The 19311-nt window shown below is 65.8% G+C and carries 16 protein-coding genes and 1 pseudogene; 1 reads left to right on the top strand and 16 read right to left on the bottom strand.

Annotated elements, in window-relative coordinates:
- Positions 1–105: 105 nt before the first annotated feature.
- From ACODSK_RS20900 to ACODSK_RS20855, 10 genes and pseudogenes are all read right to left on the bottom strand, one after another.
- Positions 106–372 (bottom strand): annotated as a pseudogene (locus ACODSK_RS20900) (pyridoxal-phosphate dependent enzyme); the annotation flags it as partial.
- Positions 369–1166: a PhzF family phenazine biosynthesis protein gene (locus ACODSK_RS20895; RefSeq protein WP_489018828.1), complete on the bottom strand. Its 798-nt coding sequence runs from the start codon at positions 1164–1166 to the stop codon at positions 369–371. The pseudogene ACODSK_RS20900 and the gene ACODSK_RS20895, both read right to left, overlap by 4 nt.
- Positions 1167–1175: 9 nt before the next feature.
- Positions 1176–1847 carry a helix-turn-helix transcriptional regulator gene (locus ACODSK_RS20890; RefSeq protein WP_489018826.1) on the bottom strand — a complete coding sequence of 224 codons (672 nt, stop codon included), beginning with the start codon at positions 1845–1847 and terminating at the stop codon, positions 1176–1178.
- 204 nt (positions 1848–2051) lie between these two features.
- Positions 2052–2630 (bottom strand): flavin reductase family protein, encoded by a 579-nt coding sequence (locus ACODSK_RS20885; RefSeq protein ID WP_489018825.1) that lies wholly within the window; start codon positions 2628–2630, stop codon positions 2052–2054.
- Positions 2631–2665: 35 nt separating this feature from the next.
- Entirely contained in the window at positions 2666–3607 is a 942-nt protein-coding gene (locus ACODSK_RS20880; protein WP_489018823.1) for a bifunctional OB-fold nucleic acid binding domain-containing protein/MaoC family dehydratase, read from the bottom strand.
- A gap of 4 nt (positions 3608–3611) precedes the next feature.
- Positions 3612–4823 carry a thiolase family protein gene (locus tag ACODSK_RS20875; protein WP_489018822.1) on the bottom strand — a complete coding sequence of 404 codons (1212 nt, stop codon included), beginning with the start codon at positions 4821–4823 and terminating at the stop codon, positions 3612–3614.
- 47 nt (positions 4824–4870) lie between these two features.
- Positions 4871–6535, bottom strand: a complete 1665-nt coding sequence (locus ACODSK_RS20870) for a DUF1302 domain-containing protein (protein WP_489018820.1) — start codon at positions 6533–6535, stop codon at positions 4871–4873.
- Positions 6532–7611, bottom strand: a complete 1080-nt coding sequence (locus tag ACODSK_RS20865) for an MBL fold metallo-hydrolase (protein ID WP_489018818.1) — start codon at positions 7609–7611, stop codon at positions 6532–6534. Before ACODSK_RS20865 ends, ACODSK_RS20870 begins: the two co-directional genes overlap by 4 nt.
- Positions 7604–9427 carry a long-chain-acyl-CoA synthetase gene (locus ACODSK_RS20860; protein ID WP_489018817.1) on the bottom strand — a complete coding sequence of 608 codons (1824 nt, stop codon included), beginning with the start codon at positions 9425–9427 and terminating at the stop codon, positions 7604–7606. The genes ACODSK_RS20865 and ACODSK_RS20860 overlap by 8 nt, the downstream gene beginning before the upstream one ends.
- A complete protein-coding gene (locus ACODSK_RS20855) occupies positions 9424–10506 on the bottom strand; it encodes an alkene reductase (protein ID WP_489018815.1) in 1083 nt (360 codons plus the stop codon). The genes ACODSK_RS20860 and ACODSK_RS20855 overlap by 4 nt, the downstream gene beginning before the upstream one ends.
- A gap of 237 nt (positions 10507–10743) precedes the next feature.
- Between ACODSK_RS20855 and ACODSK_RS20850 the strand changes: the two genes are divergently transcribed.
- Positions 10744–12069 carry a spinster family MFS transporter gene (locus tag ACODSK_RS20850; RefSeq protein WP_489018814.1) on the top strand — a complete coding sequence of 442 codons (1326 nt, stop codon included), beginning with the start codon at positions 10744–10746 and terminating at the stop codon, positions 12067–12069.
- A 109-nt stretch (positions 12070–12178) separates the two neighbouring features.
- Here the strand turns inward: ACODSK_RS20850 and ACODSK_RS20845 are convergent, their stop codons facing one another.
- The 6 genes from ACODSK_RS20845 to ACODSK_RS20820 all read right to left on the bottom strand — a co-directional run bounded on the left by ACODSK_RS20845 (position 12179) and on the right by ACODSK_RS20820 (position 19252).
- Positions 12179–13120, bottom strand: coding sequence for a peptidylprolyl isomerase (locus ACODSK_RS20845; protein WP_489018812.1), 942 nt, complete (start codon positions 13118–13120; stop codon positions 12179–12181).
- The gene (locus ACODSK_RS20840) at positions 13117–13578 is read right to left on the bottom strand and encodes a YbjN domain-containing protein (protein ID WP_489018810.1); all 462 of its coding nucleotides are present in this window, start codon (positions 13576–13578) and stop codon (positions 13117–13119) included. Before ACODSK_RS20840 ends, ACODSK_RS20845 begins: the two co-directional genes overlap by 4 nt.
- A 105-nt stretch (positions 13579–13683) precedes the next feature.
- Positions 13684–14880, bottom strand: a complete 1197-nt coding sequence (locus ACODSK_RS20835; protein ID WP_489018809.1) for an EAL domain-containing protein — start codon at positions 14878–14880, stop codon at positions 13684–13686.
- A 114-nt stretch (positions 14881–14994) separates the two neighbouring features.
- Positions 14995–15300 carry an Hpt domain-containing protein gene (locus ACODSK_RS20830; protein WP_489018808.1) on the bottom strand — a complete coding sequence of 102 codons (306 nt, stop codon included), beginning with the start codon at positions 15298–15300 and terminating at the stop codon, positions 14995–14997.
- Positions 15297–18626, bottom strand: a complete 3330-nt coding sequence (locus tag ACODSK_RS20825) for a transporter substrate-binding domain-containing protein (protein WP_489018806.1) — start codon at positions 18624–18626, stop codon at positions 15297–15299. Before ACODSK_RS20825 ends, ACODSK_RS20830 begins: the two co-directional genes overlap by 4 nt.
- On the bottom strand, positions 18626–19252 hold the full coding sequence (locus ACODSK_RS20820) for a response regulator (RefSeq protein WP_489018804.1): 627 nt from the start codon (positions 19250–19252) through the stop codon (positions 18626–18628). The genes ACODSK_RS20825 and ACODSK_RS20820 overlap by 1 nt, the downstream gene beginning before the upstream one ends.
- Positions 19253–19311 lie beyond the last annotated feature (59 nt).

The raw sequence follows: 19311 nt of genomic DNA, 5'->3' as shown, positions 1-19311 counted from the left end.
TGGGAGCCGGCGTTGCCGGCGATGAGGCCATCAGCCTCGACATCAATCTTGCTGGGGGCTGTTCTTGCTGACCTCATCGCTGCATAGGTATCTACACATCTTTGGTTCGGTGGTGGTCTCCGGCACCACCACGGTAACCGGCAGGCCGAGCTTGCGTCCGGCATAGGCCGAGGCGATACCGGCATTGCCGCCGGACGAAGAAACGAAACGGCGCTTGCCCAGGCGGGCATGGTGCTCGCAGGCCAGGCCGACACCGCGCAGCTTGAACGACCCACACGGCTGCAGGGCCTCCATCTTCAGCCAGATCTCCTGCCCGGTGGCCAGGCCCAGCGGCCGCGACTCCAGCAGCGGGGTATTCAGATGCATGCTCATGCGCCGTCTCCCAGATACAGCGTGCCGCGCATGTACAAGGCACCATGACCGCTGATGATCACCCGGCCATTGCCCGGCAGTTCGCACTGCAACTGGCCGCGACGCGCGCCACCCTGGCGGGCATTCAGAAGGGTCTTGCCCAGCCGCTCAGACCAGTAGGTGGCCAGCGAGGTATGCGCCGAACCGGTCACCGGGTCCTCGTTGACCCCGACCTGCGGCCCGAACCAGCGCGAGACGAAGTCGAATTCGCCCGTGCCCGGCGCAGTCACCGCGACACCGCGCACGTCGAACTGACTCAGCGCGGCAAAGTCCGGCTTCAACCCTTCCACCACCTCGGCGCTCGCCACTACGGCGATGTAATCGTCACTGCGCTGCAATTCAACAATCTCGCACCCCAGCGCCTCGGCCAGGCCGGCCGGTACAGGCACCGGCTGCGGGTGCTTGAGCGGGAAGTCCAGGGCCAGGCGCTGGCCATCGCGGCTGACCCGCAATTCGCCGCTGCGGGTGAAGAAGCGCAGGGTCTGCTCGCTCGCCCCCAGCTCGTTGAACAGCACCCAGGCCGAAGCCAGGGTGGCATGGCCGCACAGGTCCACTTCCATGCCCGGGGTGAACCAGCGCAAGCGGTAGCCCTCGCCTTCCGGAACGAAATAGGCGGTTTCCGAGAGATTGTTCTCTTCGGCGATGCGCTGCAGGGTCGCGTCGTCCAGCCAGGCCTCCAGCGGGCACACCGCCGCCGGGTTACCGCCAAAGATGCCGGTGCTGAAGGCATCGACTTGATAGATGGGGAGCTGCATGGGGATTCCTCAACCGTTGCGGATTTCTTCGAGATAGTTGTAGACCGTGTAGCGGCTCACCCCGAGGGCGGCGGCGGCCTTCTCCACGGCGCCCTTGACGATGAACAGGCCGCCGTCGTGCATCTGCCGCACGGCTTCGAGCTTTTGCACCTTGCCAAAGCGCAGACCGCGAGCGCGGGCGTCCTGTAGCGCGCCGTCGATGATGCGGGTCATCAGTTGTTCCAGGTCCGGGGTTTGCTGTGGCGCGGGTGCCGGCTCCTCGGCAGTGGCCAGCAACTGCTCCAGGCAGGCCTGGGCAGCGGCGATACCGCTGAGATCGGTATTGACGCAGAGGCTGGCAAAGGGTTCACCGGCGCTGTCGCGGAACACTGCGGTGGCACTGCGGAAGGTCTTGCCGTCATGGCCCTGGGTCGGGTAGTTGCCGATCACCACCGGGGCCTGGCTGCCTTTTTCCAGGGCTGCATGCAGTACCGCGTCGAAGCCACGGTCATGGCGTGGCCCGGCGAGGATCGGACTGCCGACCTGGCGGCCGCTGATATGGCCGTTGACGATGGCCAGCACCGAGTGTTCCGGGCGGGTCAGGTCATGCAGGACCACCTCGGTGTTGCGGCCGAGCACCGTGCCAAGCATGCGCACGGTGGCCTGGAGCACATCCAGGACCAGTTGGCGTTCGTGGGCCATGGGGAAGCTGTCCGTAGGGGGCGGACAGGGAAAATATCAACGTAGAGTTGAATTTTCAACAAATCACAGAAATCTTCAGCATGGCTATCTACACCCGGGCAAGTGCAATGCAAACCCTGTGGGAGCGGGTTCACCCGCGATTACAGAGGTGGCTTCACTTCAGCAATCGCGGGTAACCCCGCTCCCACAAGGGCTGCGCTGGGCTTACGCCTGTTCTACATCCAGCGCCTCGCCAATCGCATAGAAATGTCCGCCCGCCACATAGTGCAGGCTACGTAGCGCTGGATCGGCCTTTTCGAAGACCCAGTGCCCGTCCTGGAACACCCGGTCATCGGCCCAGGCCGCAACCACTTCGGCGATGAACAAGTCATAGGTCTGCTGGTTATGCGGCTCGTCGATCACCCGGCACATCAGCCAGGCCGAGCAACCGGCCACCAGCGGCGCCGGATAGTCATCGACGCGGAACAGTTCGACGCCCGCCTGCACCAGCTTGTCCGATTGTTCGGCCAGGCTGTGGCTGCCGACCCGGTGGGTAAGCTGCAACTGCCCGGCATTGGGCACCTGCAGCGCCATCCAGCCGCTGTTTTCCACCAGCGCACGGGTGCGGGTGATCTTGTCGATGACCACCGTGACCTTCGGCGGGTCGAAGTCCAGGGCACAGGCCCAAGCGGCGGCCATGACGTTGTCGACGCCGGCGTGGCTGGCCGAGACCAGCACGGTCGGGCCGTGGTTGAGCAGGCGGTAGGCTTTTTTCAGGTCGACGGGCTGGAAATGCGGGGACATGGGGACCTCGGGAAAAATAGGTCCCCAATACTGACTCAACCCCGATACAGAATCACCAGGTCATTGATCACCGACGGCCGCTCCTGCCCCAGCACATGGGTGTTGATCTCCAGGGTCAGCTGGGTCCCGCGCCCCAGCAACTCGACACTCTTGACCCGCGCCCGTGCATGAATCCGCGAGCCCGCCGGTACCGGCGCCGGGAAGCGCAGGCGATCGGAGCCATAGTTGATCTGGGTGGCGAAGCCAGTGATCTCGAAGCCCAGGTCCAGCTTCATCCGCGACTGCAGTACCTGGACCAGCGCACCATGGGCGATGGTGCCGCCAAACGGGCTTTGCAGCCGCGCCCGCTGCGGATCGGTGTGAATCCAGTAGTCATCCCCGGACAGCTCGGCAAAGGCATCGATCAGCGCCTGGTCGACCAGCACCACATTGCTCCAGCCACTGAAGTCCTCGCTGACCAGCGCCTGCAAGGCTGCGGCATCGTTGAAGTCGATCCGGCGCACATCGCTTGCCGCCACTTCCACCTGCGGCTCCAGCCCCGGCAGCGCTTCCAGCGCGCTGGCATCCTGGTCCACGCCGGTAAAGCGCAGCAGCCGGTTGCCCTTGCCATCCACCTCGGCAAACACCGGCTGCAAGGCCATGCCGACGCGGATCTGTTCTTCCGCCAGACCGCTCAGGCTGGTGTTGATCCGTACGCCCTCGGCCAGTTCGACCACCGCCAGTTTCTGCGGCATCTCATCGGCGAAGTCCGGCAGCGTCGGGATCCGCGCCAGGGTGAAGCTGTACAGGGTCGCCGCCCCGGACACTTCGCGCCAGGCCAGGTCATGGGCCAGGCACTGCGGGCAATGCCGGCGTGGGTAGAACACCCAGTGGTTGCAGGCATTGCACTGCTGGATCAGCAGGCGCCGGGCCTTGAGCCCTTCCCAGAACGGCGCGGAAATCTCCGTGGCCACCGGCATCGGTTTGTTGTTGGACATGCTCTTATGCTCCCTGAAGTATCAATGCGCCCTGCTCGCTCATCACCCCGCCGGTGCCGGAGACATAGACGTTGTCGCAGCGCTGCAACTGGCGCTCGCCTGCGCTGCCGCTGATCTGCGTCACCGCCTCGATCACCTGGGACATGCCCCCGGCCGAACCGGCCTGGCCGAAACTGAGCTGGCCGCCATGGGTGTTCATCGGGAAATCGCCGCGGAAGGTCAGGTCATGCTCGCGAACGAAGGCCATGCCCTCGCCCTTGGCGCAGAACCCGGCGTCTTCCAGGGTGAGCAAGGCGGTGATGGTGTAGCAGTCGTAGATCTGCGCCGCGTGCATGTCCGCAGGCTTGAGTCCGGCCATGGCGAAGGCCCGCTGCGAGGCTGGGCCGATCGGCGTGTGCAGCATGTCCTCGGCATAGGACGGCGACTTGAACGCCAGGTGTTCGCCGAAGCCGGTGATGAAGGCCGGCCGCTTGCGCGCCCGCGCCGCCACCTCCTTCGACGCGACGATCAACGCCGCGCCGCCAGCCACCGGCATGACGATCTCCAGTACGTGCAGCGGATCGGCAACCATGCGACTGGCCAACACCTGCTCCGCCGTCAGCGGTTGGCCGAAGAACATCGCCTCCGGGTTGGCCTGGGCGTTGCTGCGCTGGTCCACGGCGATCTTCGCCAGCGCCAGCGGGTCGTAGCCATATTGCGCGGCGTAGCGCTGGGCGATCATGGCGTAGCCGGTGTTCTGCCCCATATGCCCGTAAGGCAGGTCGAATTCCGCTTCCGGCGCGCCAAAGGCCGTGCTGTGCCCGCCAAAACGCATGGCCCGGGCCATCCAGCTCGGGTCTTCGTCCGGACCCATTGGCGCCATGCGTGCCGGCAGCACGCACAGCACCGCCTGGCACAGGCCCAGTTCGATGGCGGCGGCGGCGCGCCAGACCATGCCCACCGAGGTACAGCCACCGAGATCGACCACCTCGGCGAAGTTCAGGCGCAGGCCCAGGTACTCGGCGGCCATGGCCGGGACGAACACCGAGGCCTCGTGGAATTGCGGGCCGTTGATCACCAGCCCGTCGAGGTCCTCGGCCTTCAGCCCGGCATCGCGCAAGGCGCGGGCGGCCAGGTCGGCGACCTGCTCGAGGTGGAACATTTTCGGCGCCGTGGCGTATTTCTCCGGCTTGTACTGCGCGCTGCCAACAATGGCCGCATGCCCTTTCAGGCCCATAACTCCTCCCTGCCCGGGCCTGTGGCCCGGGACGCGTGTCGTTGGATTCAGAAGCTGTATTTCATCGAGAAGGTGGCGTAGTCGCGGTCGGCGAATGGCCGCTTGATCGGGTCCGGCGAGCCCAGGTAGCCGGTGTAGTTGAGGCCGACTTCCAGGTTGCCCAGGTACTTGAAGGTGGTACCTACGCTGATGCGTCGGTCACCCTGCACCCCGGAGATGCTCCCGGACATGGGCGTGGAGCCGCTGAACACGTTGGAGAAGCGCAGCGGCACTTCCAGATCCCAGCCCTGGAAAACCCCCGGATAACTGAACGATGCGCCCAGGGTGTAGGCGCTGGCCGTGCGGCTGCGCCAGGCAGATGCGGTCTTGTAGCTGTAGTCATCGGATTCACTCACCATGCCGCTCAACGACGGCAACAGGTTGACGCCTTGCAGGTTGGGCGCCGCCGAGGTGGCGTCGACGCTGTCGGCGCGTACATGGATGATTTCCCCGGTCAGGGTGGTCTGGCTGGCCCACGGCCGGTCGCCCAGCACGCGCATCGCCGAGAGTTGCATCTGCTGGCCCTTGCCCCGCGCCGGTACCGGGCCGAGGCCGGTATTGACCATGATTGGCGCGCCGTCGCGGTACGACCATTCGGCGCCGACCTGGGTTTCGCCGAGCTTGGTCGAGGCGCTGATCCCGGTGAGTTTGATGTCTTCGAAGTACTTGACCTTGTAGCCGTTGGCGGCAAAGGCGTAGAGGCCGCCACCGACCGGCACCGGGTTGTAGCCGACCAGTGCGGTGGCCGGGTTCTTGTCGTGGTAGTTGACGTGGAACAGCGACATCTCGATGGCCGGCACCGGACGGAAGCGCACCTGCACGCCCCACTGGCCGCTATCGCGGGGTTCGTCGGTGCCGCGATAGGCAATGCGGCTGCTGCCGCTGTAGAGGAACTCGCGACCCGGGCCGATCACATCGCTGCTCGACAGGTAGCTGCCCACCGGCGGCAGTTCGGTGCCCTTCCATTCGTACTGCACGTAGGCGCCGAAGGTGATCTGCGGGTTGAGGCGGAACGAGGCCGAGACCTGGCCCACCGGCAACAGCACTTCCTTGACCTCGACCCCGGGTTGCGAGGCCTTTACCGCATCCGACGGGTTCTGCACGCCGTTGACCCCCGGGTAGTACAGGCTCTCGCCCCAGGACTCGATATGCCGCCCGGCCTTGACGTCGAGCATGGTGTCGTTGTCGAAGCGCCAGCCGCCGAACACATAGGCATCCAGCAGGCGGGTGCGGCCGCCGCTGTAATAGCGGGTACGGCTGGTGAACTCGTCGTTGTCGCCGCCCTTGTTCACCGTGGCCGGCGAGTCGTTGTCGTTGCCCTTGTGGTAGACATCGTCATAGAAGGTACTGGCGCGGACCACAGCACCGTAGTTGTCCTTGCGCAGGATCATCTCGCCGAGGGCGCCGATGCGGTTGGTGGTCAGGCTGCCCTGGTTGAAGTTGCGGTTGGCGTCGTCGGCGTTGGCCCCCACCAGGCGGTCGCTCGGCTTGCCCAGGCGCACGCCCACGCCGTAGCTGGTGGTCACCGACCAGTCGATGGTGGTGCCGTCGTCCAGCTCGATGGTTTCCCCGGCTGAAGCCTGGGTCGCCGCCAGGGCGATGGCGGTGGCCAGGCCACCGAGCTGCAGCCGCCGCAAGCCAAGGCCAGGCGTTTTCTTGTTGTTATCGATCACACTGACTCTCCTGTTTGGCGGCCTTGCGGCTGCCGGGTTTGAACAACCTTCTGCACAGTCCGATAGCGATACAGGCCGCCCTCCAGCGTGCGGCACAGCAGCCCTTCGGCCATCAGGTAATTGAGGTGGGCCAGGGTTTCGCCCAGGGCCATGAGTTCGTCGAAACGGCCTGACAAACGTGGGAACAGCACGCCCATCAGGTCGAGGGCGCTGCGCGGTTCGCGGCAGTGCTCCAGCACCCGCGCCAGATGGGCCTGGTGATGGGCGGCGAGCTGGTCGAGGCGCACATGCAGGTTGCGGAACGGCCGTTCATGGGCCGGCAACACCAGTACGGTGTCGGGCACGCTGCGCAGGTGTTCGATCGAGGCCAGCCAGTCGCGCAGCGGATCGGCCTCCGGCTCGATGGCGTGGACACCCACGGTCGAGGTGATGCGTGGCAGCACCTGGTCGCCGGAAATCAGCAGGCCATCTGCCGCCGAATACAGGCACACGTGCTCCGGCGAATGCCCGCGCCCCACTATTACCCGCCAGTCCCGGGACCCGATGCGCAGTACCTGGTTTTCCCGCAGGCGCTGGTAGCTGTTGAAATGCAGCGGGCAGAAATGGCCGTTCTGGATGTTCTGGTACACCTCGCCGGTCTGCTCGGCAGTGAAACCGGCCCTGGCGTAGTGCTGGAGAAAATCCCAACCCGGCGTGGCGCCGCTCGGCACCTTGACGTACAGCGCGTGGTATTCCGCCTCGCTCATCCGCACCGGGCAGCGAAACCGCTCGGCCAGCCAGCCCGCGACGCCGGCATGGTCGGAATGGAAGTGGGTACAGATCACCCCGTGCAACGGCCGGCCGGCGCAGGGACCGGCCAGTACCGCGTCCCACACCTCGCGGGTGCGCTCGGTGTTCATCCCGGTGTCCACCGCTACCCAGCCGTCAGCGTCGCGCAGCAGGTACAGGTTGATATGGTCGAGGCGGAACGGCAGCGGCATGCGCAGCCACAGCACGCCGTCCGCCACCTCGCGCACTTCGCCGCTGGCCGGCGCCTCGGGCCAGGGATAGCGCAGGCCGTCGCGCAGTTCATCCATGATCGGCGACCGCGAAAGGTGCCAGTTCCAGGCGCTGCAGCAGCTCCAGCGAGTACGGCTGGTAGGTGCGCGTGCGCTCGTCGCGGATATACAGGGGATCGCCGCAGGCCTCCGGGCTGTAGCCCTGGCGCTGCAGATCGACCTTGCGCAGCTTGAAGGTGCTGGTCAGGTCCGCCGCTGCGCTGACCCGCACGAACAGCGGCACGGCATAGCGCGGCAGGCGCGCCTCGCTCAGCTCGTACAGCGCCGCCGGCTCGAAAGCCTGGCCGGGCTGCATCAGCACCGCCGCCATACCGGCGCGGCCTTCATGCCCCGGAACCTGCACGCCATAGATATTGATCAGCTCCAGCCCGGCCAGATCGCCCAGGGCATCGGCCACTTCCTGGGTCGAGACGTTTTCGCTTTTCCAGCGGAAGGTGTCGCCGATGCGATCGACGAACCAGCAGTAGCCATCGGCGTCTTCACGCAGCAGGTCGCCGGAGCTCCACCAGGCATCGCCTTCGCGCAATACATTGCGGCGGATCTTGCTTTCGGTGGCCTCGGCCGAGGTGTAGCCCTCGAAGCGCCCGCCGCCGATCTCCGGGTGATCGACGATAAAGCCCATGGCCTCGCCGATCTCGCCCACCTCGGCCAACTGGTAGAAACCGTTCTCGTCCCGTGGGTGGCAGTCGTTCTCGACGTCGTAGCGGACCAGGCGCAGGTTGGTACGGCTCCAGTCCGGCACCCGGCCGCAGGAACCCAGGCGGTTGTCGACATTGATCAGGTTGGTGTTGGCCTCGGTCGCGCCCCAGCCTTCGAATACCTGGATCTGGCCGAAGCGTTCGATCCAGCGTTGCCAGGATTCCGGACTCAGGCCCGCACCGAGCATGCAGCGCAGGCTGTGTTCGCCCTCGCCGGGCTGCACCGGGCGGTTGAGCAGGTAGCGGCAGATCTCGCCGATGTACTGGAACACGGTGATGCCGTGGCGGTTCACATCGTTCCAGAACTCGCTGACGCTGAATTTGCGCCGCACCACGATGGCCGCCCCGGCGCACAGCGCGGAGGAGGTCACCGAAGTGGCGGCGGCGCCGTGGTACAGCGGCAGGCAGCAATAGAAGACGTCCTCGCAGCTCGCGTCGAGGGTCACCTGCATCACATCCCCGGAGGACAGCCAGCGCATATGGCTGTAGCGCGCGGCCTTGGGCAAGCCGGTGGTGCCGGAGGTGAAGATCAGCAGGGTCGGCGTCTGCGCCTGCACCCGGGCCCGGGCTTCACGGGGGAAGGCAGTGCGCGGCGCGCTGTCCAGGCGGCTGGCGAACTGGCGCTCGATAAAGCTCGGCAGATCGCCTTTCCACGGGTTTTCCGCGTCGGCCACCAGCCAATAGGCCAGCGCCGGCAGATCCGCCGTGGCCAGCAGGTTGCCGACGCACTCCTCCCCGACCACCAGGGCCTTGGCGCCGGTGGTGGCCAGCGCATGCAGCAACGGCTTGCCGCTGACCTGGGTATTGATGAACGCCACCACCACGCCGAGCTTGACCAGGCCGAACCAGCTGGCGAAGAACGCCGGGCGATTTTCCATGGCCAGGGCGCAGACATCCCCGGCACGCAGGCCGCGGGCATGGAAGGTATGGGCCATCTGGTTGGCGCGGGCATCCACCTCGGCGTAGCTGAGCACCTCTTCGCCGTAGATCAGCAGCGGACGCTGGCCATGTTGTCGGGCCTGCTGTTCGAGGCGGTCGGCCAGGGTGTACAGGTCGGCCGGCTTGATCCGGCCGCTGGCGACGGAACGGCGGTCGAGCAAGGCCTGGGTCTGCTCGCGGGAAACCACCGGGCTCATGGGCTCACCTCCAGTTCGCCGCTGAACGTCGGGTAGTCGCTGTAGCCCTTGGCACCGGCGGTATAGAGCGTCTTGCGCTCGAAGCCGGACAGCGGCTGGCCGTGACGCAGGCGTTCGACCAGATCCGGATTGCCGATGAAGTGCCGGCCGAAGGACACCGCCGCGCCCTCGCCCGCTTCCAGGGCAAGGCGTGCCGAGGCGCCGTCGAAGCCGTCGTTGAGGATCAGGTTCTGGCGCGCATGCTCACGGGCCAGGGCGAAGGCATCCAGTCCCGGAATCGGCGAGCGCATCACATGCAGGTAGGCCAGTGGCAACCCGGCCACCGCCTGGCACAGGGCGATGGCGGTTGCAGCCGGGTCGTCGTCATGGATGTCGTTGTACGGATTGCCCGGGCACATGCGCAGCGCCACGCGCCCGGCGCCAATGGCGTCGGCCATGGCCTGCACGGTCTCGGCGACGAAACGCACACGGTTGTGCACGCTGCCACCGTAGGCGTCCTCGCGCAGGTTGCTGCCCGAGGCGAGGAACTGCATCGGCAGGTAGCCGCTGGTGCAATGCAGCTCGACCCCGTCGAACCCGGCCTCGCGGGCATTCAGTGCGGCCTGGCGGTACTCGCCAATCACCGTGGCGATGCCTTCCAGGCTCAGCGCCTGCGGCTCTTCGGTATCGACCATGCCCTGGGCGTCACTGAACACCTGGGTCCGCGCGCGGATCGGCGAAGGCGCCACGGTGGCGGCGCCGTCCGGCTTGTTGAAGCGGCTGGCGGCGCGGCCGACATGCATCAGTTGCAGGACGATCTGTCCGCCCTGGTCATGCACGGCCTCGGTCACCCGGTGCCATGCGCCAATCTGTTCGGCGTTGTAGATCGCCGGCGTACGGCAATAGCCCAGGCCGCTGACGGAGGGTGCGGTGCCTTCGGCAACGATCAGCCCGGCTCCGGCGCGCTGGCGATAGTAGTCGACCATCTCGCGCCCAGGCACCGCCTGCTGGTCGGCCCGGCTGCGGGTCATGGGGGCCATGACGATACGGTTGGCCAGGCGCAGTTCGCCCAGGCGCACCGGCTCGAACAGAATGCTCATGTCAGCTCCTCGATTCTTGTTGTGTTCCGGGCTGACCGGCCTGCCGCAGCCTCGGAGATGGCTGCATGATTGACGGCGAACGGGGGTGAAACATCGTCCGAGAAGACTAGTTTCGTGTCTTCGGACAAGGTCGTTGGCGCCTTGCGGATACAGCGAAAACTGGTCTGAACGGACGATGAAACGGCAGCCCGCTGCGTCGACGATCGGGCTCGATAAAACAAGAACAGGAACCTTGCCGTGAACCCATCCCCGCCCGTTACCTGGCGCACGCATTACGCCCTGCTGGTGCTCGCCAGCATCTACGTCTTCAACTACATCGACCGCCAGCTGATGGCGATCCTGATCGAGCCGGTGAAGCTCGAATTCGGCATTTCCGACACCGGCATCGGCCTGCTCTCGGGGGTGACCTTCGCGGTGTTTTATACGGTCTTCGGTTTTCCCCTCGGGAGGCTCTCCGACCGTGTTGGGCGCAAGCCGGTGATTGCCTTCAGTTGCATGGCCTGGAGCCTGATGACCATGCTCTGCGGCATGGCTGGCAACTTCCTCACCCTGGTCCTGGCCCGCATCGGCGTGGCGGTGGGCGAAGCTGGCGGCACGGCGCCGTCGGTGGCGATGGTCTCCGACCTGTATCCGGCCAATCGCCGCTCCACGGCGCTGGCAGTGCTGATGCTGGGGTCGAGCCTGGGGGCGATCGTCGGACTGGGCCTGGGCGGCTGGATCGCTCAGCAGCATGGTTGGCGCTATGCCTTCCTGCTGATCGGTGCGCCGGGGATCCTGCTTGGGCTGGTGCTGTTGCTGACGGTACGGGCACCGAAGCCGGCACCGGTGCAACAGCGCTCGGCCCCCGAGGCGGGCTGGCTGGAGACCTTGCTTGAACTGCTGCGCATGCCGTCATTCACCTGGTTGGTACTGACCGGTGGTGCCGCAGCGATCGCCGGCTATGCCATTGGCACCTGGAGCCCGAGTTTCCTGATTCGCTCCCATGGTTTGAACCTTCAGGAAGCGGGCTTTCTGGTGGGGGTGATCGGTGGTAGCGGTTCGACCCTGGGCACCCTCGCCTGCGGCCTGCTCACCGACCGCCTGGTGCGCCGGGACGTGGGCTGGCAGATCGGCGTCCCCTTGCTTGGGACCCTGCTCAGCATTCCCTTTGCCCTCGCCTACTTTCTCTGGCCACAGGGCATTGCCTTCCATATCGACAGCGTGCCGGTGCCGCAGGCGTTCCTGTTCTACAGTGCGTTTGGCTTTTTCGGGGTGTGGTGGGCGACGCCGTGCCTCGGTGCCATTAGTCACCTGTTCCCGGCGACGCGCCTGGCCCAGGCCACGGCGATCTTCGTCATGGCCATGACCCTGCTCGGGGTCGGCCTGGGGCCGTTGCTGATCGGGGTCTTGAGTGATTGGTTCGGCGCGACGCTGAGGGGCGAGTCGTTGCGCTATGCCCTGGCGGCATCGGTGATGCTGCTGGTGCTGGCGGCGGGGTTCCTGGGGATGGCACTGCCGCGTTATCGGCGGCAGTTGCAGGCCGGGAATGCCCAGGAGGGTCAGATCGTTCCCGTGTGTAGCTGATGGCCTCATCGTCGGCAACGCCGACTCCCACAAGGTCCGGCGGTGCACCGCGATCCTGTGGGAGCCGGCGTTGCCGGCGAAAGGGCCGCAAAGCGGCCCCCGGTGAAACTCAACGCTCGGCTTCGATCACCTGGTTCAGCACCGCCCCGTCGATACTCAGCGTGGCACTGTTGAACATGCCCTCGACGTAGGTCTTGGCCGCCTGCTCCTGGCGCTGGCTGCGCAAGGCGTCGCGCAGTTGCCCGCGCATCTCCTCGAAGGTCGCGACACGCGCCGGTTGCAACTCGGTCAGCTTGATGACGTGCAGCCCCAGCGAGCTTTGCAGCGGCTCGCTGACGCTACCCACCTTCATCTTCGACACGGTGCCGCGTACTTCCGGCAGTAACTGGTTCAGCGGCTGCAGGCCGGTATCGCCGCCACGGGTGGCGCTGCCGTTGTCCTGCGAATAGGTCCGCGCCATCTCGGCGAAGTCCGCATCGCCGGACTGGGCACGCTTGGCCAGGGTCTGGGCCTGCTTGCGTACCGATTCAAGCGCGCTTTCGTCCGGCACGTTGAGGAAGATCTGGCTGACCCGATACAGCGCCGGCACCTGGAAGGACGCCTTGCCGTTCTCGTAGGCCTGTTTCAGCTCTTCGTCGCTGGGGAAGTCCGCAGGTACGGCGGTGACGCTGTTCAGGTAGCTGCGCAGGACGATCTGCTCGGTGGCCGCCCGGGTCTGGGCCTCCACGTCCGGACGCTTCGACCAGCCCTTGGCTTCGGCCTGCTGGTACAGGGCCTTTTCCGCGAGACGGGCACGAATCCAGGTTTCCAGGGCGGGACGGTCGTTGCGCAGTTGCTGGCGGGCCTGCACCGGCAGTTGCGCGAACAGGGCCTTCAGTTCATCGGCATCGACCTTCTGCTCGCCAAGGCTGGCCAGTGCAGTGCCGCTTTCAGTGGACTCCGGCACCGCACGGCTGGCCGCGACCGGGTCGGCACCCGGACGCAGCGCCAGACCTACTGCAAGCGCCAGGACGGCCAGCGCACCGGCGCCGGCCCAGAGCTTGCGACTCACGAGGCGCGGGCCTCTGCGGCAGCCTGCTCGGCGGCAAGGTTACGGCTGAAGTCACGCAGGTAGATGATGAATTCCTGCAGCACGCGGTCCCACAGCACCAGCGAGCCCAGCAGGTTTTTCTGGCTTACGCCGTCGGCGACCACCACGTCCTGCTCCAGTACCAGGAACTCGCCCTGGGACGACAGGCGCGAGAAACGCCGGGAGATGTTCCACTGGTTGACCAGGTTTGCCGGAATGTCGCCCTGCACGCGCAGGGTGCAGCTGTAGGTGAAATCGAGGAATTGGCCCAGTTCCTTGGCGGCGTTGCCGAAGCGCACGGCGTAGCCAATGCCCTGGCTGGCGGTCTGCAGCTGGACCACCTGATTCTGTTCGATGCGATTGACGCGGCAGCCTGCATCTTGCAGCAGGGTGGTCATGGAATCGGCGGTGACGAATTCGATCAGCGTGGCTTCAGTCATGAATCTACTTCCTTGTGCAGTAATGGTTTGAACTACAAGGCAAATTTTGTAGCACATTGATAGTAGTCGGTATAGCGCGTACGCAAACCTTCTTGTTGGCACCGTTCATCCGTTACGTGCATTGGCATCAAGCCGCCTGACCAGCTCTTCCTGGCTCAGCAGCGAGGCGAAATAGCGCCCCTGGCCCAGAGTGCAGCCCATGTCCATCAGCAGCAGATGCTGTTCGGCGCTTTCCACCCCGGTCACGGTGATGCCCAGGCCGAGCCCGCCGGCAATCCCCAGGCAAGCGCGCAGGACGGCACGATGACGCGGCTGGTTTTCCAGCTCGTGCATGAACTGGGCGGAGGTCTTGACCTCGTTGAACGGCAATTGGCACAGGCGCTGCAACGACCCGGCATGGGCACCGAACTCGCCAAGGCCCAGCCCGCAGCCGAGCAGGCGCAAGCGCACCAGGCTTTCCAGGTGCATGACCGAAGGCTCGCCCGGGCCATCGAAGATCAATTCGAAGCCGATGCCCTGCCCCACCGAGCGATGGAACTGCATCAGCGACTTGATCCGCCGGGTCAGGCCACGGCCGCCCAGTTGCGCCAGGTGCAGGGCAAAGGACATGCGCACCACCTGGCCTGCGGACATCAGCGTGCGCTGCAACTCCAGCCCCTGTTCGAGCAACACCACCAGCATGTCGTCGAGCAAACCGCAGCGGGCCAGCAGCGGCATGAACTGGTTTTGCCCGAGGGCACCGAACACCGGGTGCTGCCATTGGGCGATCACATCGACACCGCGGATCTCGCCGTTGCCGAGGTCGCAGCGCGGCAGATAGTGGGCAATGAACTCCTTGTACGACAGGCCACGACGGATATCCGCTTCGGTGATCTGCGCCGCGGCCATCGGCGCCGGCAACGACAGCACCAGCGGCTGGCGACTGCGATCGAGCGCCTGGCGCATGCTGTCCAGGTGCAGCGGCTTGCCGACATCGCCTAGAAAGGCGACGCCCAGGCCCGTGACCAGTTGGGTGATTGCCCGGCGCACCTCGGAATGCAGGCCGCTGCTGACGATAACGCCGCCGATCAGCGCGGCCTGGGCGGCGCGGTGGATGAATTCGAGGCCGTCCATGCCCTCCATCCGTACATCGCACACCGCTACGTCCACCGGACCGATACGTTCGAGCAAGGCCAGCGCCTCGCTGCCGCCGGAGGCCTCGAAGACCTCCCGACAGCCGAGCTGACCGAGGATCTTCACCGCGATGGCGCGCTGGAACGACTGGTTTTCAAGGATCAACACACGCAAAGACTTGGCAGGCACATCCACTTCCCTCGCAAAGGTCGAAGCCTCATGGTGCTACTGCTTCGCCATAGATGAATCAGGAGGCTTCCCAGCCGACGGCGGAAATCTCCGACGTGTACCAACGGTCACCGCTCAGGCCTGGCAGACCTGCTCCAGGCGCTGGGTCAGCGCGGCCATGGCCTGGCGCAGATCTTCCACCAGCGGATCGATGCGCTCTGCCGAACGATGCCCGTGAACCGCCTGTTCAAGGTTTTCACACGCCCGCAGCAGCCAGCGCGCCTTGATGATCCGTGCGCCGCCCTTGACCCGGTGGGCCAGGTCGGCCAGCCCGCGCAGGTCATTGGGATCGAGCTGGGCCAGGCGGGTCAGGTCGTCGCGGTTGCTGGTCAGCAGGTCGCGCAACAGGTCCTTGATCGCCTTGCCGTCGCCGCCGGTCAACTGACGCAGGCTGGACAGATCGTGGCCCTCGCCCAGCTCGGCATCGGCACCCGGTTCGCCGGCCCGCCGGCCCGCCGGCCTTGCGCACAGGGCGCCAGCTTGCCAGCCAGTTCCTTGAGATTGAGGGGTTTGAACAGGCAGTCGTCCATCCCCGCCTGCAGGCAGCGCACCCGCTCTTCCGGCTGGGCATTGGCGGTGCAGCCGAGCAGCAGCACCGAAGGCTTGCCCTTGCGCCGCTCGTCCTCGCGCACCGCGCGGGTCAAGTCGTAGCCGTTCATGCCGGGCATGTTGCAGTCGGTGATCAGTACATCGAAGCGCTGGCGCACCCAGGTGCGCAGACCTTCATGGCCGTTGGCTGCGGTGACCACGCGATGGCCGAGGTAACTCAGTTGCTGCTGAAGCAGCAGGCGATTGGCCGGGTAATCGTCCACCACCAGGATATCCAGCGAGGCCACCTCACCCGCTTCTGGCTGCGGCAGGCTGGCCAGCACCGCCTCGGAGGGTGTCAGGCGCGGCAGGTCCAGGCGCACCTGGGCGCGGGTGCCGACCCCGAGGATGCTGTCCAGCTGGACGTCGCCGCCCATCATCGCGCACAGCGCCTGGCTGATGCTCAGTCCCAGACCGGCGCCGCTGCGGGCGCCCTGGTGATTGTTGCTGGCCTGGCGGAACGGATTACCCAACTGCGCCAGTTCGTCGGCGGGAATACCCACCCCGGTGTCCTCCACCGACAGGTGCAGGCCGACCCGCTCGCGGCCGATGTCCAGGGCCAGGGTCACGCAGACCATGCCCTCGTCGGTGAACTTGATCGCGTTGCTGATCAGGTTGGACAGCACCTGCTTGAAACGCAGCGGATCGAGCAGCACCTGCACCGGACCGTGGCCCTCCATGTCCAGCTTCAGTTGCAGGCGCTTTTGCCGCGCCTGGCCCTCGAACAGGCGCACCGTGCTTTCCACCTCGCGGTGCAGGTCGACCTGCTGCGGCGACAGGGTCAGGTGGCCGGACTCGATGCGGGTGATATCGAGAATGTCGCCGACCAGGTCGCGCAGCCCCCGCGCCGCGCCGGACGCGACCTCCAGGGCCAGGCGGTCGAGCAGGCCTTCATCGGACTTGCGCAAGGCCAGTTCGAGCATGCCAAGCAAGGCATTGAGCGGGTTGCGGATCTCATGGCTCATGGTCGCGAGGAAGTTGGTCTTGGCCCGGTTGGCCGCCTCGGCGTCGTCCTTGGCCATTTCCAGCGCCTGGTACAACTGCTGGCGTTCGGAGATGTCGAGCCAGCCGCCGATCAGTCCGTTGACCTCGCCGTTGCTGCCGCGGTACGGCAGCATCCAGTGGTAGATGGTGACCCGACGCCCGGCCAGGACCAGTTCGCGGTCCTCCACCACCGCCTCGCCAAGGGCGATGACCTGGCGATAGGCCTCGCGGCATTGCCGCGCCTGCTCCGCGCCGATCAGCCATTCCGGCAGGGCCTGGTCGATCACCGCCTCGAACGGCACGCCGAGGGCTTCCAGGTAGCTGACATTGCAGGTGATCAGATGGCCCTTGCGGTCGCGCACATAGATCGGATTCGGCGTGCCGTCGATCATCACCCGCATGAACTCGACCTGGTCGCACAGGGCCTTTTCCGCCTCCTGGCGCCGGCGCACCTGGCGGCGCAGGCCGCGAATCCAGTACACGGCAAAGAACAACAAGGCGCCGGTCATGAGGAAGCCCTGCAGGATCATGCCGCGGTATTTGCGCCAATAGCTGTCGGCGACGATCACCTCGCTGCGCCAGCGGTTGGTCAGTTCGTCCATTTCCTGCGGGGTAATGCTCAGCAGCGCCTTGTTCATGATCGACAGCAGTTCGCTGGCATCACGGCGGCTGGCAAAGGCGAAGTGCATTGCCGGGACCGGTAGCGCGGAGCTGATGCGCAGTTGTTCGCGGTAATGCCGGGCGATGGTGTAGCGCGCGCCGATCAGGCTGACCACCGCACCCTGGGCCTCGCCGTTGGCGACCCGCTCCAGCGCCTGCAGCGGACCATCGCTCCACAGCGGCCGGATGCGCGGATGCTGCTCGCGCAGATAGTCCTCCAGCACGCTGCCCTCGACCAGGGCCAGGCGCTTGCCGGCGAGTTCATCGAGGCTGTCGACGGTGGCGTTGTCGCGGGTGACCAGCACCAGGCTGTTACTCAGCCAGGAGCGGGTAAAACCGACCTGCTGCTGGCGCCGCTGGCTGAACGGCACTGCCGAGAGCAGATCGACCTCGTTGTCTTCCAGGCGCCGTACCATGTCGCCGAATCCGCCGCCCTGGACGATGTCGAAGGCCATGCCGCTGCGCTGGGTGATCAGTTCCAGAAGGTCGGCGCTGATCCCGCGGAACTCGCCACGATCGTCGCGATAGCTGATGGGCAGGAACTGCTCGTCGATGGCCACCCTGACCCGCGGATGGCGCTGCAGCCAGTCCTGTTCCGTCGGGCTCAGGTCCAGTTGCTGGCGCTCGGCGAATTCGCTGGTGCCGGCGTTCCAGCGCTGCAGGATATCCAGGCGGGTTTGCTCCGGAATGCGCTGCAGCGCCTGGTTGACCAGCGCCTTCAGGCGGCGATTGGCGGGGCTCAGGGCGAAACCGTAGTGACCGTCCTGGAACGGCTCGGTGGGCCACAGCTGCAGTTGGGTCAGGTAGCTCTTGTGCAACAGGTACTGGGTGCCCAGGGCGTCACCGAGAAACAGGTCGGCCTGGCCGAAGGCCACGGCGCCGAGAGCATTGAGCACCGATGGATAGAAGATCGGCCGGGCATGGGGAAACAGTTGGTGCACATGCTCCTCGGACAGATAGCCCTTGCGCAGGGCCAGGCGCACCCCGGGTTGCCGCGGGTCCGGAGGGACGCTGCGGTCGTTGCGGCTGGCCAGCAGCGGGCGATTCTCCGCATAGGGCCGCGACAGCAGCAAGCCGCTGCGTGCCGCCTCGTCGGCGTTGGCAGTGCCGAGCAGGTCGATTTCACCGCGATTGAGCGCATCCAGGGCGCCACTGCGGGTGGCGTAGCGACGCACGCGCACCTGTACCCCGAGCAGTTCGCCGAGCAGGCCGGCGTAGTCGGCGGTCAGGCCCTCGTAGTCACGCCCGGTGGTAGTGATATCGAACGGCACCCGGTCCGGACGGCTCACCCCCAGCCACAAAGTGCGGCGTGCCCACAGCCAATGACGGTCGTCGTCGTCCAGTTGCAGGCGCAGGCCCTCATCGAGGCTGGAACGGGCCAGCAGGCTGGGCGCTTCGCCCCAACCATGGGCAGCCCCCAGCCACAGGCACAACATGAGTAGCAGCAGAAATCCGGCGAGGCGTTTTATCGTCATCAGATAAGGTCATGACGCCTGGCCAGGTCGGCCAGGTCCACCTGGGAGTCGACCCTGAGCTTTTCCAGCAATCGGGTCTTGTAGGTACTGATGGTCTTGTTGCTCAGCAGCATGGCCTCGCCGATCGACTTGTTGCTCAGGCCGCGGGCCAGTTGCTGGAGAATCAGCAGTTCGCGATCGGTCAGGCGTTCGATGCGTTGCACCTCGGTCGCCTGGCAGTCGTAGCGGTTCACCGAGCTCAGCGACACCTCGGGGAAATAGGTATAGCCGGACATCACCGCCATGATGCCCTTGCGCAGTTCGTTGAGGTCGTCGTTCTTCGAAACGAAGCCCGAAGCGCCAAGGCGCATGCAGCGCATGGAGAAATAACCCGGCACCTGGGAGGTCAGCACCAGCATCTTCATGGCCATGTTCGCCGTCTTGACCCGGGTGATGATCTCCAGGCCGTCCATGCGTGGAATGGAGATGTCGAGGATGGCGATGTCCGGTTCGTGCTCGCGGATCAGGCGCAAGGCGTCGACGCCATTGTCGGCTTCGGCGACGATTTCGAACTGCTCCTGGCGCAACAGCATCCTGACGCTGGCGCGAATGAACGGGTGATCATCCACGATCATGGCTCTGTACATGAATCCCTCACTTCTCGATGGCATACCTGCCGTCATGGGCTGAATGGCAAACGCTCTCG

This window comes from Pseudomonas sp. FG98, from assembly GCF_057808595.1.
This window is presented reverse-complemented; position numbering and strand designations above follow the sequence as displayed.

Coding starts and splice junctions, on each gene's coding strand:
- ACODSK_RS20820 (WP_489018804.1), bottom strand. CDS start 19,252: ATGTACAGAGCCATGATCGTGGATGATCACCCGTTCATTCGCGCCAGC.
- ACODSK_RS20860 (WP_489018817.1), bottom strand. CDS start 9,427: ATGAGCCCGGTGGTTTCCCGCGAGCAGACCCAGGCCTTGCTCGACCGC.
- ACODSK_RS20890 (WP_489018826.1), bottom strand. CDS start 1,847: ATGGCCCACGAACGCCAACTGGTCCTGGATGTGCTCCAGGCCACCGTG.
- ACODSK_RS20825 (WP_489018806.1), bottom strand. CDS start 18,626: ATGACGATAAAACGCCTCGCCGGATTTCTGCTGCTACTCATGTTGTGC.
- ACODSK_RS20885 (WP_489018825.1), bottom strand. CDS start 2,630: ATGTCCCCGCATTTCCAGCCCGTCGACCTGAAAAAAGCCTACCGCCTG.
- ACODSK_RS20895 (WP_489018828.1), bottom strand. CDS start 1,166: ATGCAGCTCCCCATCTATCAAGTCGATGCCTTCAGCACCGGCATCTTT.
- ACODSK_RS20865 (WP_489018818.1), bottom strand. CDS start 7,611: ATGGATGAACTGCGCGACGGCCTGCGCTATCCCTGGCCCGAGGCGCCG.
- ACODSK_RS20840 (WP_489018810.1), bottom strand. CDS start 13,578: ATGACTGAAGCCACGCTGATCGAATTCGTCACCGCCGATTCCATGACC.
- ACODSK_RS20875 (WP_489018822.1), bottom strand. CDS start 4,823: ATGGGCCTGAAAGGGCATGCGGCCATTGTTGGCAGCGCGCAGTACAAG.
- ACODSK_RS20880 (WP_489018823.1), bottom strand. CDS start 3,607: ATGTCCAACAACAAACCGATGCCGGTGGCCACGGAGATTTCCGCGCCG.
- ACODSK_RS20855 (WP_489018815.1), bottom strand. CDS start 10,506: ATGAGCATTCTGTTCGAGCCGGTGCGCCTGGGCGAACTGCGCCTGGCC.